Annotated in this window: 24 protein-coding genes; 12 read left to right on the top strand and 12 right to left on the bottom strand. The window is 72.4% G+C overall.

What is annotated here, in order from left to right; translation table 11 throughout:
* A complete protein-coding gene (locus OG494_RS19740) occupies positions 1-1,512 on the top strand; it encodes a WS/DGAT domain-containing protein (RefSeq protein ID WP_328457784.1) in 1,512 nt (503 codons plus the stop codon).
* Between the two features lie 6 nt (positions 1,513-1,518).
* Here OG494_RS19740 and OG494_RS19735 read toward each other — a convergent pair whose 3' ends face one another.
* The 5 genes from OG494_RS19735 to OG494_RS19715 form a co-directional block, all read right to left on the bottom strand.
* Positions 1,519-2,883 (bottom strand): wax ester/triacylglycerol synthase family O-acyltransferase, encoded by a 1,365-nt coding sequence (locus OG494_RS19735; protein ID WP_328457782.1) that lies wholly within the window; start codon positions 2,881-2,883, stop codon positions 1,519-1,521.
* Between the two features lie 149 nt (positions 2,884-3,032).
* Positions 3,033-3,272, bottom strand: coding sequence for an SHOCT domain-containing protein (locus tag OG494_RS19730; protein WP_328457781.1), 240 nt, complete (start codon positions 3,270-3,272; stop codon positions 3,033-3,035).
* A 13-nt stretch (positions 3,273-3,285) separates the two neighbouring features.
* Positions 3,286-4,305, bottom strand: a complete 1,020-nt coding sequence (locus OG494_RS19725) for an Acg family FMN-binding oxidoreductase (RefSeq protein ID WP_328458978.1) — start codon at positions 4,303-4,305, stop codon at positions 3,286-3,288.
* On the bottom strand, positions 4,305-5,861 hold the full coding sequence (locus OG494_RS19720; RefSeq protein ID WP_328457779.1) for a bifunctional aminoglycoside phosphotransferase/ATP-binding protein: 1,557 nt from the start codon (positions 5,859-5,861) through the stop codon (positions 4,305-4,307). Before OG494_RS19720 ends, OG494_RS19725 begins: the two co-directional genes overlap by 1 nt.
* A gap of 66 nt (positions 5,862-5,927) precedes the next feature.
* Positions 5,928-6,062: a hypothetical protein gene (locus OG494_RS19715; protein ID WP_328457777.1), complete on the bottom strand. Its 135-nt coding sequence runs from the start codon at positions 6,060-6,062 to the stop codon at positions 5,928-5,930.
* A 114-nt stretch (positions 6,063-6,176) separates the two neighbouring features.
* Between OG494_RS19715 and OG494_RS19710 the strand changes: the two genes are divergently transcribed.
* The 4 genes from OG494_RS19710 to OG494_RS19695 all read left to right on the top strand — a co-directional run bounded on the left by OG494_RS19710 (position 6,177) and on the right by OG494_RS19695 (position 9,275).
* Positions 6,177-6,638: a DUF6292 family protein gene (locus tag OG494_RS19710; RefSeq protein ID WP_328457775.1), complete on the top strand. Its 462-nt coding sequence runs from the start codon at positions 6,177-6,179 to the stop codon at positions 6,636-6,638.
* A 27-nt stretch (positions 6,639-6,665) separates the two neighbouring features.
* Positions 6,666-7,643 (top strand): Acg family FMN-binding oxidoreductase, encoded by a 978-nt coding sequence (locus tag OG494_RS19705; protein ID WP_328457773.1) that lies wholly within the window; start codon positions 6,666-6,668, stop codon positions 7,641-7,643.
* 139 nt (positions 7,644-7,782) lie between these two features.
* Entirely contained in the window at positions 7,783-8,370 is a 588-nt protein-coding gene (locus tag OG494_RS19700; protein WP_328457771.1) for an Rv1733c family protein, read from the top strand.
* 359 nt (positions 8,371-8,729) lie between these two features.
* The gene (locus tag OG494_RS19695) at positions 8,730-9,275 is read left to right on the top strand and encodes an EF-hand domain-containing protein (RefSeq protein WP_328457769.1); all 546 of its coding nucleotides are present in this window, start codon (positions 8,730-8,732) and stop codon (positions 9,273-9,275) included.
* A 171-nt stretch (positions 9,276-9,446) separates the two neighbouring features.
* On the opposite strand, the gene OG494_RS19690 is transcribed toward OG494_RS19695, so the two are convergent.
* Positions 9,447-11,738: an ATP-binding protein gene (locus tag OG494_RS19690; protein ID WP_328457767.1), complete on the bottom strand. Its 2,292-nt coding sequence runs from the start codon at positions 11,736-11,738 to the stop codon at positions 9,447-9,449.
* 108 nt (positions 11,739-11,846) lie between these two features.
* Here OG494_RS19690 and OG494_RS19685 point away from each other — a divergent pair, with 108 nt between their 5' ends.
* The 4 genes from OG494_RS19685 to OG494_RS19670 all read left to right on the top strand — a co-directional run bounded on the left by OG494_RS19685 (position 11,847) and on the right by OG494_RS19670 (position 15,002).
* Positions 11,847-13,574 carry a PP2C family protein-serine/threonine phosphatase gene (locus OG494_RS19685; RefSeq protein ID WP_328457765.1) on the top strand — a complete coding sequence of 576 codons (1,728 nt, stop codon included), beginning with the start codon at positions 11,847-11,849 and terminating at the stop codon, positions 13,572-13,574.
* Positions 13,571-13,981, top strand: a complete 411-nt coding sequence (locus OG494_RS19680; protein WP_328457762.1) for a response regulator — start codon at positions 13,571-13,573, stop codon at positions 13,979-13,981. Before OG494_RS19685 ends, OG494_RS19680 begins: the two co-directional genes overlap by 4 nt.
* Positions 13,982-14,107: 126 nt before the next feature.
* The gene (locus OG494_RS19675) at positions 14,108-14,452 is read left to right on the top strand and encodes an STAS domain-containing protein (protein ID WP_328457760.1); all 345 of its coding nucleotides are present in this window, start codon (positions 14,108-14,110) and stop codon (positions 14,450-14,452) included.
* A 49-nt stretch (positions 14,453-14,501) separates the two neighbouring features.
* Complete coding sequence (locus tag OG494_RS19670) at positions 14,502-15,002, top strand: hypothetical protein (protein WP_328457758.1); 501 nt, start codon at positions 14,502-14,504, stop codon at positions 15,000-15,002.
* A 256-nt stretch (positions 15,003-15,258) separates the two neighbouring features.
* On the opposite strand, the gene OG494_RS19665 is transcribed toward OG494_RS19670, so the two are convergent.
* The 6 genes from OG494_RS19665 to OG494_RS19640 form a co-directional block, all read right to left on the bottom strand.
* Complete coding sequence (locus OG494_RS19665; RefSeq protein ID WP_328457756.1) at positions 15,259-15,669, bottom strand: STAS domain-containing protein; 411 nt, start codon at positions 15,667-15,669, stop codon at positions 15,259-15,261.
* A gap of 287 nt (positions 15,670-15,956) precedes the next feature.
* On the bottom strand, positions 15,957-16,703 hold the full coding sequence (locus tag OG494_RS19660; RefSeq protein WP_328457754.1) for an ANTAR domain-containing response regulator: 747 nt from the start codon (positions 16,701-16,703) through the stop codon (positions 15,957-15,959).
* A 367-nt stretch (positions 16,704-17,070) separates the two neighbouring features.
* Positions 17,071-18,285 (bottom strand): hypothetical protein, encoded by a 1,215-nt coding sequence (locus tag OG494_RS19655; RefSeq protein ID WP_328457752.1) that lies wholly within the window; start codon positions 18,283-18,285, stop codon positions 17,071-17,073.
* The gene (locus tag OG494_RS19650) at positions 18,282-18,788 is read right to left on the bottom strand and encodes a SigE family RNA polymerase sigma factor (protein WP_328457750.1); all 507 of its coding nucleotides are present in this window, start codon (positions 18,786-18,788) and stop codon (positions 18,282-18,284) included. The genes OG494_RS19655 and OG494_RS19650 overlap by 4 nt, the downstream gene beginning before the upstream one ends.
* Positions 18,789-19,104: 316 nt before the next feature.
* Positions 19,105-20,121, bottom strand: a complete 1,017-nt coding sequence (locus OG494_RS19645; protein WP_328457748.1) for an ABC transporter substrate-binding protein — start codon at positions 20,119-20,121, stop codon at positions 19,105-19,107.
* A 327-nt stretch (positions 20,122-20,448) separates the two neighbouring features.
* Positions 20,449-21,378 carry a MurR/RpiR family transcriptional regulator gene (locus OG494_RS19640; protein ID WP_328457746.1) on the bottom strand — a complete coding sequence of 310 codons (930 nt, stop codon included), beginning with the start codon at positions 21,376-21,378 and terminating at the stop codon, positions 20,449-20,451.
* A gap of 89 nt (positions 21,379-21,467) precedes the next feature.
* Here OG494_RS19640 and OG494_RS19635 point away from each other — a divergent pair, with 89 nt between their 5' ends.
* From OG494_RS19635 to OG494_RS19625, 3 genes are read left to right on the top strand one after another with little or no spacing between them, the layout of a single operon-like run.
* Positions 21,468-22,364, top strand: a complete 897-nt coding sequence (locus tag OG494_RS19635; RefSeq protein WP_328457744.1) for an ABC transporter substrate-binding protein — start codon at positions 21,468-21,470, stop codon at positions 22,362-22,364.
* Between the two features lie 2 nt (positions 22,365-22,366).
* Entirely contained in the window at positions 22,367-23,278 is a 912-nt protein-coding gene (locus OG494_RS19630) for an amino acid ABC transporter permease (RefSeq protein ID WP_328457742.1), read from the top strand.
* Positions 23,275-24,051 carry an amino acid ABC transporter ATP-binding protein gene (locus OG494_RS19625; protein WP_328457740.1) on the top strand — a complete coding sequence of 259 codons (777 nt, stop codon included), beginning with the start codon at positions 23,275-23,277 and terminating at the stop codon, positions 24,049-24,051. Before OG494_RS19630 ends, OG494_RS19625 begins: the two co-directional genes overlap by 4 nt.

The raw sequence follows: 24,051 nt of genomic DNA, 5'->3' as shown, positions 1-24,051 counted from the left end.
ATGAACTCGCGGAAGCTCGTGGGCCCGCACCGGCGGATGCCGGCCCAGGACAGCCTGTGGCTGCACCTCGACCGGCCGGAGAACCTGATGGTCGTGACGTCGGTGCTGTGGACCCGCACGCCGGTCGATCCGGCGCGGCTGCGGTCGGTGGTGTCCGACCGGTTGCTCGCGCGGTACCCGGTGTACCTCCAGAAGGCCGTCCGCCACGGCGGCGACTTCAGCTGGGAGACCGATCGCGGGTTCGACCTCGGCAAGCACCTCGTGGTGCGGGACCTTCCCGCCCCGGGAACCCGGGCGACGCTGGAAGAGTTCGTCGCCGCGCGGCGGAGCGAACCCCTCGACCCCGGTCGTCCATTATGGATGATCGACTTGCTGCAGGGTTACGGCGTCGGCAGCGCGCTCGTCGTCCGGACCCACCACTCGATGGCCGACGGGATCCGGTTGACGCAGGTGCTCTTCAGCCTGCTCGATCCCGCCGACGGCGAAGACGCTTCGCCCCACGCGAAGGTCGGCGGCGCGTCCCCGCGTCGGGAAACCGTGGCTCAGCCGGTGGTCCGGCTGGGCGCGGCCCTGCTGCGGGCGCTCGGTGACACCGGGGCGAAGGTCCAGCAGCGGGCCGGCCGGGTGCACCCCGTGCTCGAGACCGCCGTCGCGCTGCCCGTCCTCGGCACGACCGCGGCGGTGGGCGCCACGGGGGCGGCCGCCGGGTTCGTGAGCGCGGCCCTGAGCGGTGGCCCGCGCCGCGTCGTCGACACCCTCGCCGGCGCCGCCACGACCGTCTGGCACAGCACCACCGGTGTCGGCGACCTCCTGGGCCCCTCGAGCGCGACCGGGCTGTGGGACGGCGAAGTCGGCGTCGAGAAGACCGCCGCGTGGGGCGACCCCGTCCCGCTCGCCGACCTCGCCCGGATCGGCCACGAGACCGGCACGACCGTCAACGACGTCTGCACCGCGCTCGTGGCCGGCGCGCTCGACCGGTACTTCGCGGCGCACGGCACCGCGCGCCCCGAGCCGTCCGACCTCGGCTGGCTCATCCCGGTCAGCCTGTCGTCCTTCGACGACGAGCTGCCCGCCGACCTCGGCAACCACTTTTCGCTCGTGCTGGCCCAGCTGCCGCTCGGGCGCCGGAGCTTCGCCGAGCGCCTGGCCGAGGTGCACCGCCGCGTCGCCCGGATCCGCGACTCCTACGAGCCGGTGCTGACCTTCGGCGTGCAGTACGTCATCGCGCAGAGCCCGGCGCCGCTGGGCCGGGCCATGAGCCGGTACTTCGCGGGGAAGGGCGTCGGGGTGCTCACCAACGTGCCCGGCCCACGGGCGGCGATGACCCTGGCCGGCGCGCCGGTCGAGGGCATCGTCGGCTGGGCGCCCTGCAGCGGGCGCCAGGCGATCACGATCTGCGTGTTCAGCTACGCCGGTCAGGTGCGCTTCGGGTTCGGCACCGATCGCAAGCTGATCCCCGACCCGGACGCTCTGGTCGCCGGGCTCGCCGCGGAGTTCGCGGCGGCCCGGTGAGCCGGTTCACTTCACCGCGTCGCGCAGTGTCAGGACTTCCCGCTCGATCGCCTTGGCCAAGAACCCGGTCTCCGGGACGGTGTCCGCGTCGGCGGTGATCCCGAACGACAGGCGGCCGGCGTAGCTGAGCATCGCCACACCGGTCCGGACCCGCAGCGCGATCGGGACGTAGGGGTACATCGCGACGATCTCCCGGCCCAGCACGGAAAGCGGCGCGGACGGGCCGCGGACGTTCGTCGTCACGGTGACGACGTTGCGCTGCGGCAGGTGCGCGGCGGCCCGGATCGCCCAGGCGATCGGCGCGAACGGCTCGTGCGCGGCCGACGCGGTGAGCAAGGCGCCCGCGTCGGCCTCCTTGCCCTCCTTGAGGGCGACGAGCCGTTCATGCACGCGGACCAGCCGCTGCACCGGATCGGGGACGTCGACCGGCAGCAACGGCAGCAGGAGCGACACCTCGTTGTCCACCGCGGACCCGGTGCGCACCGACACGGGCACCAGCGTCCGCACGCTGTCCGCGGCGGGGACCTCGCCGCGGTGCAGCAGCAGTTCCCGGTACCCGCCGGTGATCGCGGCGAGCAGCACGTCGTTCACCGTGACGCCGAACCCGACGGCCGTCGTCTTGACGTCGGTCAGCGCGACCGACGCGATCGAGTAGCGGCGGTCGTGGCCGAGCGGCCCGGTCAGCGGCGTCGAGGAGGCGGGCATGAGGGCCGAGGTCAGGGCGGCGAGCCCGCGGGCGGCGTCGCTCACGCGGCGGGCCAGCACGTTCGGGTGCAGCAGCTGCTTCGCCAGCAGGCCGGCCTGGTCCCACGGGGTCCGGAGCAGCGTGCCGACCGAGCCGAGCAGCAGCTTCGCGGCACCGGGGTCGACGGCTTCTTCGAACGGAGCCGGCGGCCCGGCGGGCGGGTCCCCGAACAGGATGGTCTGCAGCTCGGTCGCCGCCAGCCCGTCCGCCAGCGCGTGGTGCACCTTGGACAGGATCGCCCAGCGGCCGTCGGGCAGTCCTTCGACGACCCAGAACTCCCACAGCGGCCGGTCGCGCTCGAGGCGTTCGCCCATGAGCAGCGCGACGAGGTCGCAGAGGGCCGCTTCGTCGTGCGGTGGCGGGAGGGCGATCCGGCCGAAGTGCGCGGCGGGGTCGAAGGCCGGGTCGTCCACCCAGACCGGCGCCCCGAGGTCGAACGGGACCGTGCGGATCTTCTGGTGGTAGCGCGGGATCGCGTCCAGCCGGCCGGTGACGGCGGCGACGAACTCCTCCTGCGCAGGTGCGGGCCCCTCGACGACGGCCACCGAGGCGATGGCGAGCGACGCGTGGGGGTCCTCGTCCTCGATTTCGAGGAAGGCGGCGTCGAGCGGGCTGAGCCGGTCCATGACGTCCTTTCAGTGCGCGATGTCGACGACCACCCGGCGGATCCGGTCGGGGGCGCCCGGACGACGACCTCGAGCGCGGCACCACCCGGGACGGGCCGGAGGTCGCCCTTCGGGTCGGTGATCTCGACCGGGGCGTAGCGATGGCACGACTACCTCGATCGGGTCAGCGCGTCGCGGCGGCTCTCGTACTCTTCCTGGTCGATCTCCCCGCGCGCGAAGCGCTCGTCGAGGATCCGCCGGGCGGCGTCGTCGGAGGTGGGTGCTTGCCGCCACCGGCGGCCCAGGACCACCGCGACGACGATGACGGCGGTCACCAGGAGCACCATCAGCACGAGCATGCCGAGGCCGCCGGCCCAACCGAGGTTGCCCATGTGGTTCCAGTACGGCATGACGGATTCCCTTCTAGTGGCTCTGGTAGCGGAACTGGTGCTGCGGCGGGGCTTCCAGCGGCTGGAAGACGTCGGCGAGGTCGCGCCGCGGTGTCGCCGGCAGCGGGTCGGCGTTGGCCGGCGCCCAGCCGATGCGCAGCACCATCTGCGGGTACGAGCCGCCGGTGACCTTCTCGGTGACGGACTCGCGGACGTCGGCGATCTCCAGCGGCTCGGTGAGCGGGCAGGAGGACAGCCCGAAGGCGGCGGCGGTCAGCAGGACCGCGCTCGTCGCCTCGCCCGCGCGCAGCCGCGACATCCGGTCGTCGGAGGCGGTGCTGAGCACCAGGAGCACGGTCTCGTCGTCCTCGGCCTTGGCGTCGGCCGGCTGGGTCAGCGTCGGGTCGGCGAACGCCCGCGCCCGCAGCGCGCCCGGGGTGTCGTCCGGTGCCGGGGTGTTGCGCGACGGGACGCCGTCGGGTGCGACGTGGCGCCCGCTCCAGGCCGCGAGTTCGGTGCGGTAGGCGGGGTCCCCGGCGTGGCGCCGGGACGCCTCTTCGATCGCGGTCGCGAGGTGGTAGCGGGCCGAGTTCCCGGCCGCCCACAGCACCGTGCCCTCGGGCGCCGCTGCTCGGGCCATCGCTTCGACGTGCCCCCGCGGCACGGTCCACGAGCTGTGGCGGCGCCGGTCGGTGCGTCGTCGAGGGATGGCCGCGGCCATCGCGACCTCGTCCTGGGACGGCTCGTGCTGGTGGAAGGTGACGGCCGCGAGGTGGTCCGGTTCGTCCGGGTTGGGCAGCCGGTGCACCTCGGCGGTCCAGCCGAGGGCGGCGAAGCCGACACGGAGGTGGTGCAACGCCGCGCCGCAACTGAGCAGCAGGTCACGCCCGTCCGGGTCGGTTTCGCGCAGCTGCCGGGCCGGATCGGCGTAGAGGTGCAGCGAGCTGTGGCCGATTCGCCAGAACCACGGCTGGGAGTTGTGCACGGACGGCGCGCGGACCGCCATCGCCACCGCGGTCTTCACCGTGAACTCGTCCGGGAACCCTCGGTCCATCATCGGCCTGCCTCGCGATCGGTGTCGGGTTGCTCTGGCTGTTCGACCCTCGCACCGGCGCCGTCCGCACCGGGAGGGCCGGAGTGCCTCTGGGCGGGGGACTTTCGGTGCTCGGGCGCCAGACACCCCACCGCCCGGGCGATCGACTCCCGCGGGGTCCCGGTGGTGGTCAGCGGGTGCGCCTCGGGCCACGGGTCGGCGTCGGCGGCCAGCCGGTGCGCGATCTCCGGGGTGGCGTCCGACAGCGCGGCCCGCCGGGTCTCGATCCGTTGTGCCGCAACGGCTTCCGGCACCTCGCAGCACACGGCCACGACCGGGCTGGTCGCGAGCTCCGCGACGTCGTCGGCGAGCCGGCGGTGCCGGGCGAAGGACCACGACGCGTCCAGCACGACGGTCTCGCCCAGCGCCAGCAGCACGCCCGCGCGGCGCACGAGCTCGGCGTAGGTCGTTTCCGTGTGGGTGGCGTCGTAGAGGCCCTGCCGGTAGGGCTCAGCGGATCGCGGTGCCGGGTCGACCCCGGCGAGTTCCTTGCGCAGCCGGTCCGACTGCAGCAGCGTGGCGCCGAGCCAGTCGGCCAGCCCGCCGGCGATCGTGGACTTGCCGGTGCCGGGTGCGCCGCCGACGAGGACCAGCCGGACCCGGCCGAGCCGCAGGTGCCGCAACGCGACACCGGCGTACTCGCGAGCCAGCTCGGCGGCCTCGGCGTCACCTTGGGCGGAGCGCAGGCAGGCGACCTTGACCCGGACGAACGCGCGGTAGGCCAGGTAGTGGTGCAGCAGCGCCGGGGGAGCGGGGTCGCCGGCGAACTCGCGGCAGTCGGCCACGAGCTGGTCGGCCAGTTCCGGGGCGCCGAGCCGTTCGAGGTCCATCGCGAGGAAGGCGACGTCGTCGAGCACGTCGACGTGGCGCAGGTGGTCGTCGAACTCCAGGCAGTCGAGCACGCGCGGGCCGTCGTCGAGGCAGAAGATGTCGTCGGCCAGCAGGTCACCGTGCCCGTCGACGACGTGCCCCTCGGCGATCCGCCGGTCGAACAAAGCCTTCCGGCCGGCGAGGAAGTCCTCGGCCAGCGCTTCGATCTCGATCGCCGTGGCCGCGTCGAGCACCGTGCCGTGGAAGGGCCGGACCTGCTCGAAGCTGTCGCGCCAGCGGGCCCGGACGGCGTCGCGGGTCTCGTCGGCGTCGATCGCGGGTCCGCGGTCGGCACGGGCGTGGAAGCCGGCGAGCTGCCGGGCCAGCCGCCGGATCGTCGTGTGCAGAGGCACGCCTCGCCGGACGAGCGTGGAGAGGCGGCGGTCCTCCGGCATCCGGCGCATGACGATCAGGTGGTCGCACACGACGCCGTCGGGTCCGGTGACGTCGGAGACGCCGAGGTAGACGTCGGGCGCGAGCCGCCGGTTGAGTTCCACCTCGCGGTGGCACACGCGTTCGCGGGTCTCGCGTGCGGAGAAGTCGAGAAAACCGAGGTCGACCGGCTTCTTGAGCTTGTAGGCGAGGTCTCCGAGGAGGAAGACGACGCCGATGTGGGTCTCGTGCACAGCGGCCCAAGGTGCGTCCATGCTCCGAGGATCTGCCGCCGGCCGAGCGCGGCGAAGGGCGTTAGGTCCCCGGCTTCGCGGCGGAAGTCACGTGACCCGCTCGGCGGCGATCGACGGCACGCTGGTCCGCACCATCGCGATCATCGCCGGCTGCGCCGTGCCGGCCCTGCTGCTGGGCGCGGCCACCTTGCGCCGGCGCACGCCTTGGGCTGCGGGGACCAAAGTCCCTCGCCGAGGGGACGAAGGCCGACAGCGCGTTCCGGCCGCCACAGCTAGCGTCGGGAGACGGCCGGCCCGCACCGACGTGAAGGCCGGCCGGACCGGACCGACGGGAAGGTGATTCCCCTGCTGACCGGAATCGACCGTGAACACGGACTGCTGCGCGGGCTGACCGGCTACCTCACCGCGGTCGGCGCCGCGGTGGGGGTGGGCGACGAGTCCTGCACGCTGGACGTCGATGTGCCCGTGTCGGCTTACATCGCCCTCGACGGACGGCTGACCCGCTACCCGGGCCGGGACGTCGCGCTCCTGTGGGAAGAGCGGCACGGGTGGTCGTTCGGGGTGGAGACCCACTCCGGCGAGGACCTGCTGGTGCTCGCCTACCTCGGGGTCGAGCTCGTCCCCGAGCCGCCCCGCGTCCGCGGGTTCGTGGCCGCGGCCCGGTCCTTCGGCGGCCCGTTCGCCGCTCCTGTTCCGCCTGACCTGCGTGACGGCGGAGGCGGCCTGCTTTCCCGCTTGGCGCGGTACCGCCGGGACTCGTGGACGACCGGCGCGTCGTTCCTGCACCAGGTGGGCTGACCGTTCGTCCACAGTGGAGGGAACGTGATGACCGAGGACTGGACGAAGGCCGAGACCGAAGTGCTGGCGCGGTCGCTGATGAGCGCGCCGTCGGTGCACAACCTCCAGCCGTGGCTGCTCGACGTCGGCCCGGACGAGCTCCTGGTGCGCGAGCGCACCGAACTGCGCCTGCCGCACCACGACCCGCTCGGCCGCGACCGCGCCGCGTCGTGCGGCGCCGCTGTCGCCAACCTCGAGATCGCCGTCCGGACCCTCGGCCGGGCCGCGGACGTCGAGTTCCTGCCCGACCCGGCCCGCCCGGACGTCGTGGCCCGCATCGCCGCCACGGCCGCCTCGCCGCCGACCGGCGCGGAACTGCACCGCTACGGCGCGATCGCCCGCCGGGCCAGCCATCGCGCCCCCTTCGAGGACGCCCCGGTCCCGGCCGCCGCGCTGCGGCGGATCGGCGAAACGGGGGCGGCGCCGGGCGTCGAGGCCCGGCTGGTCAGCCCCGGCCGGGAGGTCGCGCAGGTGGCGCGCGTTCTGCGCTTCGCCGCGGAGCAGTACCGGAGCGACGGCGGCTACCAGCGGGAGCTGTCCCTGTGGACGATCCGCGACGAGCGGTCCCACCGGTACGGCGTGGGCTTGCCCGCCAGCCGGGTCCCGGCCGGGTCGGTCCCGTGGGCCGGCCTGGTCCGCAGCGCCACGGAACTCCCCGAACCCGCCGACGTCGAAGCGCGGCTGGCCACGGAGTCCCTGTTCGTCTTCGTCACCGCCGACGACACGCGCCTCGACCACCTCCGGGCCGGGTACGCGATGGAGCGGGCCTGGCTGACCGCTGTCGACGTCGGGCTGTCGGCCGCCGTGCTCACACAACCGCTGCACCTCGAACCGGCCCGTTCCGCTCTGTGCGTGGACCTGACGCTGAGCGGGTTCCCGCAGGTCCTCATGCGCGTCGGCTACAGCACCGACATCGACCTGGCCGGACCGCGCCGGGCGGTCGAAGAGGTTGTGCGCCGGTCCTGAACGCCGGGGACCGATTGCCCCCTACCGCGGTACCTAATGCTCTCCGACGCGGTCCCCTTCTCGGCGATCCTGATCGCACCCGGCGTTCGGGGCGAACAGGGAGGCGGAAGTGATGCTCACGTCCACGCGGTTCAGCAGAATGCGGCACACGCGTCTGCCGGGCCGCGACACGGTGGCCCGGCGTCCGGACCGGATCCAGGCCGCACTGCGGCACCTGCTGCTCCTGCTGTCGCTCGCGGCCGCGGCGGGCGCGGTCCTGCTCGGGATCGGGATGCACGCGAGTGAGACGGCCCGGTCCGGTGAGCAGGCGGCCTCGCGCTATGCCACGACGGCGGTGCTGCTGAGCGACGGGCCCGCGCCCGGCACGGTCGGCCGCAGCGGCACGGTGGGGGAGCCCGGGCCGGCGAGGGCGACCTGGGTGACGCGCGAGGGCCAACGGCACACCGGCGAGGTCGACGCCCTGGCGGGAACGGTGGCGGGCAGCGTGGTGCCGATCTGGCTGGACGCCGCGGGAGCGCCGGTCGAGCGTCCCCTCACCCCGTTCGCGGCGGCCGTCGACGCGGCGGCGATCGCGGCGGGCAGCTGCGCGGCGGTGATTTTCCTCCTGTGGCTGGCCTATCGCGGTGCGGTCCTCCTGCTGGACCGGGTCCGTCTTGCCGCCTGGCAGCAGGAATGGCTCCACGTAAGCCGTCCCCGGCGGGATGACCGAAGTCCCGCCGGTTCGTGACCGGTGACCGCAGCGGTCGTGCTCGACTCCACCGTCCTCAACGGAGTGAGCGTGAAGGCAGCCGTCGTCACCGACTTCTCGTCCCCGCCGCAACTGCGGGAGGTCCCGTCCCGGAGCCCGGCCCGCGGCAGCCGCCGGTGCGGCTGGAGACCTGCGGGATCTGCCACCCGGACACCCACGACGGACCACACCGGGGACAAGGGCCGTCAGCCGGTCGCGTCGGTTCCTTTCCCCATCGGGCAGTCCGGCGTGAAATGACGCACCGTTTTGTTGCGGAGAGTGGCGATCACCGTTCTCGTCCAGGGTCGGTGCCCCCCGATTACCGTGACGCGCCAGCTCTTCCCGACGAAAGGACCTCCATGTCCCAGGACCTCCTCGAACGCAAGTGGTCGAACTTCTTCCGGCACTTCGACGCCGACGGCAACGGCTTCATCGAGCACGAGGACTTCGTGCAGCGTGGCGCGCAGGTGGCCGCGGCGTTCGGGTACGCCACCGAGACGCCCGCGGCACAGGCCGTCACCTCGGGCTTCCAGCGGGTCTGGGAATCCTTGGTGGGCAACCTCGACACCGATGGCGACGGGCGGGTGTCGCGCGAGGAGTTCACCGGCGGCATGACGGTGTTCGCCGACGAGGACCGCTACCAGGACCTGTTCCAGCCGGCGATCGACGCCCTGCTGGCGATGGGTGACGCCGACGGCGACGGGCAGCTGAGCCGGCCGGAGTGGGTGCGCCTGCAGGTCGGCTACGGCACCCCGGAGACCGATGCGGAGTACACGTTCGGCCTGCTCGACACCGACGGCAGCGGTTACCTCTCGCGCGACGAGATCTCGGCCGCCACCCGGCAGTACTTCACCAGCACCGACGCCGAGGCACCGGGCAACAGCCTGTACGGCCCGCTCGCCTGACGAACTGAGGTAGCGCCGACCCCCTCGGCGGCCGGCGCTACCTCAGCGAGACACGTGTCTTCCGGGTGGCCGCCCCCGGCGGTCGCGGCCGTCATTTCCCGGTCTCCGAGCCGGACGTCGAGCTCGTCGGCGAGATGTCCTCGCGGATGTCGTTCCGTCTGGGAGCCGGTGTCAGCTCTGCGGTCCGGGGTCGGCTTCCAGGGTGAACCACACGGTGGTGCCTTCGCCGGGGACCGAGTCCAGCCAGAGACGGCCGCCGTGGCGCTGGACGATGCGGTCGACGATCGCGAGGCCCGCGCCGTGGCCGCCGCCGTAGGCGTCGCGGGCGTGCAGGCGGCGGAACAGGCGCAGGACGTCCTGCTGGTGGACCTCGGGGATGCCGATTCCGTTGTCCCGCACGAACACCGCGGGCGCGCGGTCGGTGTCCGCGGGGCGCAGCCCGACTTCGACCGTGCGTGGGTTCCCGGCGCGTGCGTACTTCGCCGCGTTCACCAGGAGGTTGACCAGGATCTCTTCGAGCCGGGCGGGATCGGCGTCCACCGTGACGCCGGCGTCGGGCAGCGTCGGCCGGACGTCGTTTTCCGCCAGCCGGGCGCCGGCGATCTCCAGCGCACGGGTGGTCGCGGTGTGCAGGCTGACCGGTTCCCGCCGCAGGTCGGCCTGGCCGAGCTGGGCGAAGTGCAGCAGGGAGTTGACGAGCTCGTCCATCCGGTTGGCCAGGCTTTCGACGGTCTCCAGCCGGCGCAGGGTGGTCGCGTCGAGGGTTTCGCCGGCGTCCTCGCCGATGAAGGCGACGGTGGCGGCGATGCCGCGCAGCGGTTCCTTCATCTCGTGCGCCGCGGCGTGGGCGAAGGTGTCGAGGTCCTGGTTGGCCCGCCGCAGCTGGGTGTTCAGCCCGGCGAGGTGGGCTGCCTGCCGCAGGGTGATCGTGGTCATGGCCCGGCCCAGGTCCGCCGCGACGGCCTCGTCGGCGGCGGTCCACGGCAGGCTGTGTCCGCGGACCACGGCCCGGTAGACGGCGGACGAGCCGCGCGGGGTGAGCCGTTCGCCGTGCGGGCCGAGCTGCACCGGCTGGGCGGGGTCGGCGGCCCAGGTCCGGTCGGCGCGGCGTTCGCGCCGGGTCCAGGCGACCAGATCACCGTCACCGAGGGCCAGCACCAGCACTCCGCTCAGGTCGTCGGCGTGCGGGGCGAGCGCGGGCGCGTGCTCGGTCAGGCACTCGCTGGCCCAGACCGCACCCGCGGTGAGGTCCGGCAGCGCCGGCCACAACGCCGTCAGCGCGGCCGGCTCGACCTCGCCGGCCATGGTCGAGGCGACGCCGTCGAGCCGGAGCACGACGGCGTCGGAGCGGACCAGCTCGGCGAGCAGCCCGCCGCTGCCGGGCAGGGACCGCGCGGGATCCGTCTCGAGCGTGCTGACCAACTCGGACAGCGCCGTCCGGGTCTCCTGGCGCGCACGGGCCGTCTCGGCCTCCTGCAGCGCCGCGAGCTGCAGCGAAAGGGTGACGCCGAAGAACTCGCACGCCGCGCGCACTTCCGGATCCAGCCGCCGGGGTGCCATGCCGTGGCAGGCGATCAGGCCCCACAGGGCGCCCTCGTGCAGCAGGGACACCGACATCGACGAGCCCACGCCGATGTTGCGCAGGTACTCGAGGTGGAACGACGACACGGTGCGCAACGTCGAGTCGGACAGGTCCAGCGGCTCGCTGCTGCCGGGCAGGGCCTGCGGGTGGAGGGCGGAGGTCGCGTCGTCGACGTCGTTGATCACCCGGATCCAGTTGCGTTCGTAGAGCCGGCGCGCCTGCGGCGGGATGTCGGTGGCCGGGAACCACAACCCGACCCACGGCTCCAGGCCGTCCGCGATCGCCTCGGCGATCACTTCGCCGGGTCCGGCCCGGCCTTCGAAGCGGTAGGCGACGACCCGGTCGTAGCCGGTGATCGCCCGGATCTCGGCGACGGCGGCCGCGCAGACGTCGACCACCGTGCGGCCGTGCTGCAGCCGGGTCAGTGCGGTGCGCACCGAGGGGTAGAACTGCGAAAACCGGAACGGCCGGTGCGTGGTCGCGGGCTCCAGTTCCAGGACGAGCCGGCCGTCGGCGCGGTAGACGGTGACGTCGAACTCCGGCCCGTCCTCGGGGACGCGCAGGGCGAGCAGGCCGCGGTCGCCGGTCGGGGCGTCGAGGGTCTGGCGGACCGCGGCGACGCCGTCTTCGCCGAGCAGGTCCGCGACCGGCGTGCCGATCAGCTCCTCGGGGGTGCGGCCGAGCAGCCGGGTGGTGGTGGAGCTGGCGACCTCGACGCGGCCGTCGTCGGCCACGGCCAGCAGGGCGCCGTAGGACTGGATGCCGCCGAGCCGGTGGATCGGCTCGGTCATGCACACGGAGAAGTCGAACGCCGGTCCGGCCGCGGCTTCCGCCGCCCGGTCGCGCTCGGCGGGGTCGAACGCCGCGCCGGTGTCGGTCATGCCACTCCTCGTGCTGTGCGGTGCGGTCGTGTCCGGCCACGGCCGAAGCCGAACCTTACAGTGGGCGTCGTCGCGAACGCGGCACCTCGACGAGCGGAGCGGTACGACGTGTCCACCACCCCCCACGACCCGTGGACGGCCCGGCTGCACGCCCTGTGGCGGGCCGCGTTCGAGGCCGTGACCACCAGGGGCCTGTCCGACGAGCTCTACTCGGGCCTGCTCACGCTGCCGGCGGTCCGCGCGGTGCTCGGGGCCCGCCTGGCCGCCGACGGGACCGCGTCGGTGACACGCTGGGCCGACCACGACGGGCTTCGCACCCAGCCCGCCGGCCTGGTGGCGGACGTGTGGGCCTGGCGGGCGGGCCGGTCGCCGGCCGGAGAGCCGGTCGTCGGGGAGCACTCACTCGCCGAGGTGGCCGAGGCCGCCCCGGCGTTGGCCGAGCGGCTGCGGGCGGCCGGGGCGACGGAGTTCCTGGTCCTGGACTTCGGGGTCGCGGCGGGGGAGCGGGGCCTGCTGGGGCTGGGCACGTCCGCTGGCCTGCCCGCGGACGCCTCCGTCGTCGCCGCGCTGCACCAGGTCGCCGAGGTCGTCGTGGCCACCGACCAGCACGCCAGCCAGCTGCGCGAGCTGGACGACCTGCAGGCCCAGGACGCGATCCTCGCCGAAGCGTCGCTGCAGATGGGCGCCTCCCTCGACATCGACGACACGCTGCGTGCCGTGGTCCGGATCGCGGTGCCCGGCCTCGCCGACGGCGCGGCGATCCACGTCCACCGCGACGGGCGGATGGTGCCGATCGCCCTCGCCCACGTCGACGCCCACCGCGAGCCGACCCTGGCCGCGTCCCTGCGGGCCGGGCAGTGGGCGGGCGAGCAGGTCGTCCGGGGCACGGACCCGGCGTCCTGGGACGAGCACCCGCGGCCCTCGGGCCTGCCGGAGGAGGCCAGGCTGCCGCAGATGACGATCAGCGTGCTGCGGGCCCACGGCCGCGACGTCGGCCTGCTGACGTTCTTCCACCGCGAAGGCTCGCGGCGCCGCCCCGATCGGACCTTCCTGCGCAACCTGGCCGGGCGGGCGGCCTTGGCGATCGACAACGCCACGCTCTACGAGCGGCGGCGCCGTGACGTCCTTTCCCTGCAGCAGCACCTGCTGCCCGCGGTGCTGCCGGACGTGCCGGGACTGGAGTTCGCCGCCACCTACAACGTCGCCGACCACAGCCTGGAGGTCGGCGGCGACTTCTACGGCCTGGTCCCGCAGCCCGACGGCCGCGCCACCGCGCTGATCGGGGACGTCTGCGGCCGCGGAGCGCCCGCGGCCGCGCTGACCGGCCTGGCCCGCCACACCCTGGAGACGGCGCTGGAGGAGGGCAGCTCCGCCGAGCACGCGCTGGTGGGGCTCAACGCGAAGCTGCTGCGCAACGACCCCGGCCGGTTCCTCACCCTCGCGACGGCGACCTTCGAGCCCGCGGAGCCGTCCGGCGTCGGGCTGACCCTGCTCACCGCCGGGCACCCACCACCGCTGGTGCTGCGGCGGGACGGGGCCGTGGGGCAGCCGCCGTGCTCGGGGCGGCTGGTCGGCGTCCTGCCGGAGCTGCGGCTGCGGGCGGCGACCGAGCGGCTCACCCCGGGGGACACGCTGGTGCTCTACACCGACGGGCTCACCGAGGCCCGGGACGACGCGGGCCGGTTCTTCGAGGCGGACCTCGCGCCGACGCTGGCCGGGCTGCGCGGCCTGCCGCTGCCGGAGCTGCTCGAAGCCCTCGTCACCGGCGGCGGCCGGTTCCAGGTCGGCGACGACGCCGCGGTCCTGGCGATCCGGCACACGGGAGCGGCGGCATGACCCCCGACGAGCGGCTCGTCCTGGTGGTCGAGGACAGCGCCGAAGACCGCGAAGCCATCCAGCGCGCGCTGACCCGCACCCACCCGGAGCTGGAACTGGAGTTCGCCCCGGACGGCGACGCGGCGATCGCGCGTCTCACCGACCCCGGCCCCGACCGGCCCGGGCTCCTGTTGCTGGACCTCAACCTGCCGGGCCGCGACGGCTACCAGGTCCTGGCCGACCTGCGCGCGAACCCGGACCTGGCCGGGCTGACGATCATCGTCTTCACGTCGTCGACCACGTCGGCCGACATCGAACGCTGCTACGCCCTCGGGGCGGACAGCTACGTCTACAAGCCGGTCAACTTCCACCTCTTCCGGACCGTCCTGCAGGGCGCGGTCGACTACTGGCAGGCCGGTACGGGCTGACGTCCGCCGGTCATCCCCGCACCCGTCCGGATGCCGTCACCGCCGACGCCGGCAATCCGGACGGGTTCACGCTCCGAATGACCTGGGCGGACGGCCCTGCGACAGGTGACGGAGTGAGGTGGGCGGATGGGCACACGCGGCCCCTCGTCGAACCGGTCCACCGCGCCCGGCGTCGCGGCGGACGTCCTCACGCTCCGATCCGCGCCCGAGCTGGCGGGCACCGACGAGGCGGAACGGACTTTCGCCCCGGCGTTGGCCGTGCCGCCCGGCACCGCCGTCGTACTGGACCTGTCGGCGGTGACGTTCCTGACACCGGAAGCCGTGGTCCCGCTGCTGGCTCTCGTCGAACGGTGTGCCGCGGAAGGCAAGGCCCTGCTGATCGTGGCTTCGAGCTACGTCCGGCGGAAATTGGTCTTGCTGGGCCTGGATTCCTTCGTTCCCTTGCAGCCGCCCGGCCGACGATCTCCGTGATCGCGCCGAACGTGGTACGCGGGCGTTCCGGGTGGGATACCGTCGCCGCATGATCGACACTCGACGACCTGGTGATCGGCCTGCCGGAGGTACGGCGATCGCCGCGCTGGTCCTGGCTCTGGTGTGTGCTCTGTGGACGTTGTGGGGGATCGGGCAGAACCTGTACCTGCTCGTCGCGGTTCCCGATCAAGCGTTCGATTGGGCGTTGGTCGTGTACGCGTTCTTCTGCGCCGTCGAGCTCGGCGTGCTGGGGCTGGGTGCCGGATTGCTGGTGGCGCGCCGGGGTGCGGGACGGTGGCTGATCCTGGCCGGCGGGGTGCTGGTCGCGGTCCAGGCGGCGGTGAGCGTGCTGATCTTCTTCATCCTCAACGGCGGGTTCGACTGGGATGCGAGGGGCGCGGTCACGTTCCTCGTGTTCGGGCCGGTGATGGTGCTCCCGGCGATGGCTGCCGCGGTGCTGGCCGCGCTGCCGAGCACGGGCCGCTGGTGCGCGAGCCGTTCCCTCCCGGTCCCGCACCCGGCGACGGCGCCGCAGCAGCGGACGTGGTGATCCCGCGCGATGCGGCTACGGGGTGGCGCCGGTGGTGATCACGCCGGTGCGGGGCCCGGCCGGCTCGAGGCCCGTGAACGGCGCAGATCGTCGTGATCTCCGAACCCGGACCGAGAGCGTGTCGATCCGTGTTCAGAGATCGCGAGAGCGGGGTATTCGCGGTTCTGAGTCCCTCCGTGCTTGGCGGGATTCGTCGATGGCGTCGGTTCAGCAGCGAGCCGGCGCCATCGTCATCGGCGGCGTGCGCGGCCGGGCTTCAGGCCGTCTCGGGTGTGGCGTCCGCCGCGGCGGAGCGGGTGAGCCGGCGCACGGCTGTCTCGACGTCCGGCATGATCTTGATGTCGCGGTCCAGCTGCAGCAGGGTCAACGGTCGCAGCACCACGTACTGGCTGGTGGCCACCAGCAGCTGCCGGCCGTCGCCGGTGATCCGCCGTCCGGCGGCCAGCAGCTGCCCGAGGACGCACGAGCCGCAGAACGTCACCTCGGTCAGATCGACCACGACCGGTTTGGCCGCGGCATCGGCCAGCGCCAGGCTCGCGCCGAGCAGCGGGTCCGCGGCCAGGTCCAGCTCGCCGCGCGCGTGGATGATCACCACTTCACCGCGGTCGACGGTGTCGATGCTGAACGCGGGACTGCCGGGGACGGGTAGTCCAGACGAGAAGGGCATAAGAGGGTCAACTCCAGAACAGCAGGTCAGTTCCGTGCGCCCGGCCCGTGAGGCGGAGCCGGCGCCGCATCCGGCGGACTGAGAAGCTGGCTGTTGAACCTCTCCACGACGAATCTTACGCGCCGGTACCGACATTTCCGTGATGATGTCCCGGCTCATCGCGGCCGCGCACCTGATTGTGACCTCCTGGTTCCGGAGAGTGCGCAAGCCGAGCCCTTATTCCACAGTGGACTCCCCGGCGAGGCCGAGACGATCGTGGTGCGGGAGAACGGAAAGCGACCAGGTGCTCAGGGCCGGTCCGGGGCGGCCAGGGCCGCGGCGACGAAGTCCTGGGCGACGTCGCGCAGCTTCACGTTCTGTTCTTGTGATGCCTTGACGAGCAGGGCGAAGGCGTCGTCGGAAGGGATGCGGTGCAGGGCCATCAGGATGCCCTTCGCCTGGTCGATCACCGCGCGGGAGGTCAGTGCGGCGCGCAGCTGTTCCATCGTTTCGCGGGCGGTCTGGTGCCGGCGGGTGCTGCGCAGGGCCGCTTCGGCGGCGGTGGTGTAGAGCTCCAGCAGGGCTCCGTCGAGGGTGCTGAAGCTGTTTCCGCCGGTGTCGTACAGGTTGAGCGAGCCGTGGTATTCGTGGTCGATGAACAAAGGGGCGGAGAGGTAGCCGAGCACCGCGGATTCGGCCGCGGCCGCGGCGAACTCGGGCCATCGCTGTGCCGCTTCGGCGACTTTGACCCGCTGGAGTTCGCCGGTCCGGGCGGCTTCGAGGCAGGGGCCTTGCCCGGTGTCGTATTGGGCCTGGTCGATGCGGTACGCGCTGTCGCCGGTGGCTGTCGCCGTGTAGGGGGTGCCGTCGCGTAGCAGGGTGATGCTGGCGAGTTCCGAGTCCGGAACGGTGTGTACGACTTGCTGGCATACCCGTTGCAGGACGACCGGCAGTTCCTCTTCCTCTTGGAAGGTGCCGGCCAGGCGGTCCAGTGCGGTGGTGACGTCGTCCACTCGCCGTGCGGCGTCCCGCTCGTCAAGCAGGTTCTCGTCCATGCGGTGCTCCTTCGGGGCGATGCGTCCGGCGTCGCGGTGATCGGGGTGCGAGGGCGCCGAAGACCAGGTCGTGGGCAGGCTTCCTGAAGGTGACAGTAGGCGTCGCCGCGCGGCCCGGCAGCGCTGGAGCTGACTCGTTGCCGTGGAGGTGCCCTGATCTCATCGGCTTCCGCGCGCGGACTCATGCCGGCGCTCACCGACGGAGGTCCACCATCGTCACCCTGCGGTCGTCGTCCAGCGAGCTGCCGCCCGATGTCGCGGCCGGCGCGTGGGCGACGTGGTGCTCCGAACCTGCCGGTGTTCCGGCACCTTCGACGGGACAGCTCCCCGAACTCCGGGGGAGCTGTGGGCTCCCCCGGAGACGTGGTCACCAGTGCAGGCCGGGCAGCTCGGCGATCCGCACCAGGTCCGTCTTGGACAACGGCGGGGTGGGGCGGGTCCGGGTGTCGGCGCCCGTCCCGGCGTCGTCGGAGGTGCGGATGGTGATCGACGTGCCGTCGGCGGCCTTGGCGCCGAGCGCCAAAACGGTCACCCCGCCCGGCGACCGAGTCGTGGTCAACGTGGCTTTGCGCCCGCCGTCCAGGTCGATCGGCTCGCAGCCCGGCTGGTCGCCGCACGTCACCGCGCCCTCGGCCGGTGGCTCGAGGTAGACCAGCGCCCTGCCCTTGCCCTGGGCGTCGACGAGCGTGGTGGAGATCTTGTAACCGCCCTGGCTGACCTGGAACCGCCAGCCGCGGTCGGCGCCCGGTGCCGGCTTGGTGGTCATGCCGGCGGGCAGGGCCGTGGCGATCACGGCGTCCAGTTCGGCCGCGCGCCGGTCGGACGGTGCCGAGGGCACCGCCGGCCCGCTCAGGTCGACCTTGAGCTGCGGCGCCGTCGCGATGGTGATCAGCGCGTCGTCACCGAGTACCCGTTTCTTCGAGCCGTGGCCGCCGATCTCCAGCACCCTCACGTACGTGCCGTCCACGCGCCACACGTCGACGTCGACCTGCGTGGCGGCCGGCGAGGTCACGGTGACGCGCGCGGTCGAGCCGTCCGGGAGGGCCCGGATCGAGCACTCGGTGTCCTGGTGGGTCACGCACCCGCCCGGCGGCCGGTCACCGCGGGACCGGAGGTAGACGGAGACCGTCCGGTCACCGGTGAGCGTGAAGCTGCCGCCCCAGCTGTCCCGGATCACGCACAGCTGCCGCGGGCTCGCCTCGACCCCGGCGGGCAGCGGCAGGGCGAGCTGCCGGAACGCCTCGGTCAGCCGGCCGGACTCGCTCAGCTCGGCCGGGCTCGCGGTGCCGCGCGGCTGGTCGGGGTAGCTGTCCGCCGAGGCGGGCAGCACACACCCCGGGTTCGCCGGCGCGGCGGTGGACGCCGGGCCGGCGGGTTGCGCGGGCGTGCGGTCCGGCAGCCCGCTCAGCGTCGCGGCCGCCGCGACGACTGTGACGATCCCCGCCGCCGTCACCGTCAGCGCGCCCACCCGCTGCCGCGTCCGGCGCCTGCGCCCGTCCGCGACGACCTGGTCGAACTCCAGCCCGAGCGCCGGTTCGTCCGCGAGCGCCGACCGGATCATGTCTCGCACCTCGTCGCTCACGAGCCCTCCCGCACCGCGGTCCGCCGCGCGGCCAGCGTTCGCCGCAACGCTCCCAAGGCTTTGGACACCTGGCTTTTGACCGTTCCTTCGCTGCACCCCAACGCCGCCGCCGTCTCCGCGACCGGCAGGTCTTCCCAGTACCGCAGCACGACCGCGGCCCGCTGCTTCGGCGGCAGCGCCGCCAGCGCGTGCCGGACGTCCATGGCCTCTTCGAGGCCCGTCACCGTCCCGGCGATCTCGGGCACGACGTCGACGACCGTCTCCGGCCGTCTCTTCCGCCGTCGCGACTCGTCGATGAGGGTCCGCACGAGCACCTTGCGCACGTACGCGTCGACCTGCCCGTTCCGGTCCAGCCGCCCCCAGTGCTGGTAGACCTTGGCCAGCGCGCTCTGCGCCAGGTCCTCGGCCCAGTGCCAGTCACCGCACAGCAGGAAAGCGGTCCGCCGCACCACGGCCGCCCGCGCCTCGAAGTACGCCCGGAACTCCCGGTCCCGATCGTGCACCCGACACCGCCCTTCACTCCGTCACCCCCTATACGGCGTCCGATCGGCGGACGTTGCCTGTAACTTTGGGTGACTGCCCGGCACGGGGTCGGCGCGGCCTGATTCTCCTCGGTCCATTTGGGACGGTTCCAGCCTCTTCGCGGTGCGAACGACGCGCCCGGTCAGAAACCGGACGCCGAACCCGCCGGAAGGCTCGCGAACCCGCGTCGTTCTTCGTCGATGGCGCTGGTCGGTCCGGGCCAGGGGCCGGGTGGTCCGGACCGACCAGCGGGCTTCGGCGGTCTGTGTCGGAGGGTCTCCGGTCGCCGTCGGGAGGTTACTTGCCCGTCTGGGGGCCGATCATCGAGTTCACATCGATCGGGGACGGGATGGCGCCGAGTTGCAGGAGGAGGTCCGGGACTCGTTGCAGGCGTCGCGCGTCCAGGGTCGAGCCGTAGCCCGGCAGTGTGAGGAGCTTGGCCGTGTCTTCGTCGATCTTGGCGAAGCGGACCAGGAGCGGCTCGACCTTGGCGCGGTCGTTCGTGGCTTCGTGGGTGGCCTTCTGCATCGCGCGCTGGAACGCGGCCAGGGTCTTCGGGTTGTCCCGCACCCACTTCTTCGTCGCGCCGTAGCCGGTCAGGGGGAAGCCCTGGGTCGCGCCGGAGTTGATGTCGACCACCGGGATCGCGCCCGCCGTCTTGGCGGCCTGCGTGATGTAGGGCTCCGGCAGGTACGCGGCGTCGGCCTGGCCCTGCTGCAGTGCGGACGCGATGTTCGGCAGCGGGATCTGCACCCATTTGACCTTGTCGTAACTCACGCCGTGATCTTGCATCACCGAGCGGGTGAGAAGATCCGACGCGGTGTTCTTGGCCGTGATCGCGATCTTACTGCCCGCCAGGTCGAAAATCGTTTTGACCGGCGAATTCGGGACCGTGACGATCGCATTGGACTTCGCGTTGACCGAGGTCGCGTCGGCGACCAGTTCCATGTCGGCGGCACCGGTGCTCTTCGCGGTGAAGAACGGGGGATAGGTCGAGAACGCGATGTCGGCGTCACCGGAGATCGCTTTCGCCAGCGAGGCCTGGCCGCTGGAGGCGATCACGGCGTCGACGTTGAGTCCTTCGGCCTTGAAGTAGCCGCTGTCCTGGGCCAGCCAGAACGGCCCGAGGTCCGTGGTGGGCAGGATGGAGACCTTCAGCGTCGGCTTTTCCGGGCCGCTGCCGCCCGACGAAGCGTTCGAGGTGCCCGTACCGAGTGCGCCGCAGCCGGTGACGGCTGCGAGGACCGCGACGGCCGCGAGAGCGAGTGCGGCGTGACGGGCGCGGACCCGGCTGCTCCTGGCGATTCCAAACAAGGCCTGCTCCTTGACGGAGGTGACGGTTGATGTACCGAGTCCGAAGAAGATGTGTTAATGATTCCCGGAGTCAGGCAGGTGACTGTAGGGACCCCGGCATCAGCTGGCAATGCGTCGGAGTGCCCCTGAATCGGGATTTCACCACAATGGCGGTGCGTATTCTTGATCGACGATCTTCATTTGATCAAGGCTGCGGGCCGCGGATTTCTACGAATCACAGCGGCCGAACGCGGAAAAGCTGCCGATTTCCCGGACGGGCGGGTGCCGGGATCACGGATTCGAGCGGCGGACGGTGGTGTCCGCCGCTCGAGGCCTGCTGACAGAGCGTCACCCTACCGGCGGAGTGCCGGATGCGCTGCCCGGCAACGGAAACTTCGCGGCGATCGACGGGGTCAGCGGGACGTCGAGGCTGCCTTCGACGAGTTCGGTGCGCAGCCGGTTGGTGGTCTTCCACCCGTCCAGTGCTCGCTCCGGGGCGAGCGCCGAAACCGCCAGCAGCAGGGCGTCCACCAGCAGCAGGTGCGCGATGAGGTTGCTGGGCAACAACTTCTCCGTCGACGGGGTGACGAGCACGGTCTCCACGCGGTCCGCGAAGTGGCTGGCCAGCACCTCGGTGATCAGGACGATCGGGCAGCCGATCCGGAGGGCTTCGCTGATCGCCACGTCGTGCTCGCGCACGTGCCGCAACGGTGCGACGAGAACCAAAGCGGACGTCGGCTTGAGCTGGCTGAGCTCGTCGGCGAAGTTGTAGCCCGTCAGGCCGGTCGCACTGGCGGTCCGGCTGATGCGCCGGAGGCCGAGTGACAGTGATTCGGCCACCGGGAGCGCGGATCCGTAGCCGACCACCAGCGTGTTCGACGCCGCGGCGAGGATGCCGACCGCGGCTTCGAACGTCTCCGCCGGGACGGACTGGGGGAGGGCGCGCACGAGCTCGACGGCGTCCAGGCTGATCTTGGCCAGGAGCCGGCCGCTGTCGTCCGACCGGGTCAGGTGCTCGGCGAGGGTCTGCTCGGGGTCGCGGACGGGGTTCAGCATGGCCGCGGCCGCGCGGCGCAGTTCGCCGAGGCCGCCGAAACCCAGCTGCTTGACCGTCCGGATGACCGTCGCGTCGCTGACTTCCGCGCGGCGGGCGATCTCCTGGGCCGAGAAGACCGACGCTTCGGCGGGGTGGGCGGCGAAGAAGTCCACCACCCGGAGCCCGCCGGCGCTGAGCTGCTCCCGGACCTGGGCGATGCGTTTCGTGAGGGTCGGCTCCATCTAGTGACCACTAGACATTCTGGATTTCATGAAGTACACACTACATCACGTCGCTCCGCGACACACCCCTGACGGGCGGAGGTAGTGACATGCACCGAACTCCACGGCTGGTGGCCGCGGTGGTGCTCCTGGGATCGGGCCTGGCCGGCTGCGGGCTCGGCACGGCGGGCGCCGCGGATCCCGCGCTGGTGGCCCGCCCGCACGGCCGCTGCGACCCGGCCGTGAACGCGGCCCTTCCCGAGCCGATCCGCCGGCGCGGTGCCTTCCGGGTCGCGATGGTGCCGGACACGCCGCCCATGGCGTACTACGCCGAGGACGACGCGACGATCGTCGGCTTCGACCGCGACATGAGCCAGGCCGTCGCGGACGTGTTCTGCGTCGGCACCGACCCGGTCCCGACGAACGTCGACGCCGTCGTGCCCGGCCTCGCCGCCGGGCGTTACGACATGGTGCTCGCCTCGCTCGGCCCCACTGGCGAGCGGCGCAAGCGGGCCGACTTCGTCACCTACTACAACGGCGGGCAAGGCTTCCTCGCCTCGCGCAGCACCGATTTCCCGGTGAACTCGTACGCGGACCTGTGCGGCCGCGCGGTCGCCGTGGTGGTCGGGTCGGTCCAGCAGAGCCAGCTGGAGGAGGCGACCGGCACCTGCGCCGAGGCGGGCCGGCCCGCTTGGCGGCTCAGCCTGTTCCCGAACGGCAGCGCCGCCGTGCTCGCCCTGCGCAGCGACCGCGTCGACGTCCTGTACTTCTCGATCTCCCTGACGCAGTACGTCGCGAGCAAGTCGCCGGCGCTGTTCCGGCTGGCCGGGCGGTACAAGCGGGCCGTCGTGGCGTTGGGGCTCGCCCGGGACTCGCCGCTGACCGGCGCGGTCCACGAAGCCGTGCAGCGCCTGATGGCCGACGGCACCTACCGCACGATCCTGGCCAAGTGGGGGCTGCAGGAGAACTCCCTCGACGGCACCGAGATTCTGAAAGGCAGGTCATGAGCATGGTCACCGACACCGCCGGAACGGGCGCGGCGTTTCCCGTGCGGATAATCGGGCGGAAGAAGTACGGCACGTGGGTCGCCGGCGTGCTCGCCGCCGCGCTCGTCGCGCTGGTCCTCACCTCGGCCTTCACCAACGAGAACTTCTCCTGGCCGGCGTTCGGGCACTACCTCTTCAGCCCGTCGATCCTGCTCGGCCTGGGGCACACCGTCGAGCTGGCGGTGATGGCGATGGTGCTGTCGATCGTCGCCGGGGTCGTCCTGGCCATGATGCGCCAGTCGGCCAACAAGGTGCTCACCACGGCCGCGGGCGCCTACATCTGGTTCTTCCGCGCGACTCCGCTGCTCGTGCTGTTGCTCCTGCTCTACAACCTGGCCGCGCTGTACCCGAAGCTCTCGCTCGGGGTGCCCTCCGGGCCCGACCTGTTCGCGCTGGACACGAACACCGTCATCACGGTCGCGGGTGCCGCGATCATCGGGCTGACCCTGCACGAGGCGGCGTACTGCGCGGAGATCTTCCGCGCCGGCCTGATCTCGGTGGGACGCGGTCAGCGCGAAGCGGCCGAGGCGCTCGGCATGCCGGGGACGCTGGCCCTGCGCCGCATCGTGCTGCCGCAAGCCATGCGGGCCATCGTGCCGCCGCTGACCAACCAGTTCGTCAACGTCGTGAAGACGACGTCGATCGTCAGCGTGATCGCCATGCCCGAACTGCTCTACAGCGCGCAGATCATCTACGCGCGCACCTACGAGACGATCCCGCTGCTGCTGGTCGTGACGTTCTGGTACCTGGTCCTCACCGCGGTGCTCACCGTCGCCCAGCGCCGCGTCGAACGGTACTTCAACCGCGGCGAGGCGGTCCTTTCCGCGGCCGCGGAAAGGAAACTCTCCCGGACGGCCTTGGAGGCGGGACTGTGAGCACAGCTGCCGATGTCCCCGCGGTGGAGGTCCGGAGCGTGCACAAGCTGTACGGCGCGCTCCACGTCCTCCACGACGTCGACCTGGTCGTCCGGCCCGGCGAGGTCGTCTGCCTGATCGGGCCGTCGGGCTCCGGGAAGAGCACGCTTCTGCGCTGCATCAACAACCTCGAGAAGATCCAGGCGGGGGCGATCCTCGTGGACGGCGGCCTGGTCGGCTACCGGTGGGCCGGCACCGACCTCCAGGAGACCTCGCCGCGGCAGGCCCGCCGGGCCCGGCGGGACATCGGGATGGTGTTCCAGCAGTTCAACCTGTTCTCCCACCTCACGGTGCTGCAGAACCTGATCGAGGCGCCGGTCCGCGTGCTCGGCGTGCCCCGGCGCGAAGCGGTGCGGCAGGCCGAAGAGCTGCTCGCCAAGGTCGGCCTGGCCGAGAAGCACGCGAGCTACCCGGCGCAGCTGTCCGGCGGGCAGCAGCAGCGCGTCGCCATCGCCCGCGCCCTGTGCATGCGGCCGAAGCTCATGTTGTTCGACGAACCCACCAGCGCGCTGGACCCCGAGCTCGTGGGGGAGGTCCTCGACGTCCTGCGCGACCTGGCCCGGGACGACCTGACCATGGTCATCGTCACCCACGAGATGGGCTTCGCCCGCCAGGTCGCGGACACCATCGTCGTCATGGACCAGGGCCGGATCGTCGAACGCGGTCCCGCCGGCCAGGTCCTCGACTCCCCTCGCGAGGACCGCACCCGGCGGTTCCTGGAAAGGGTCGGCTGA

Source organism: Amycolatopsis sp. NBC_00438, assembly GCF_036026695.1.
Lineage (GTDB): Bacteria > Actinomycetota > Actinomycetes > Mycobacteriales > Pseudonocardiaceae > Amycolatopsis.
The sequence above is the reverse complement of the archived record's forward strand: the minus strand, read 5'-3'. Positions and strand labels throughout refer to the sequence as shown.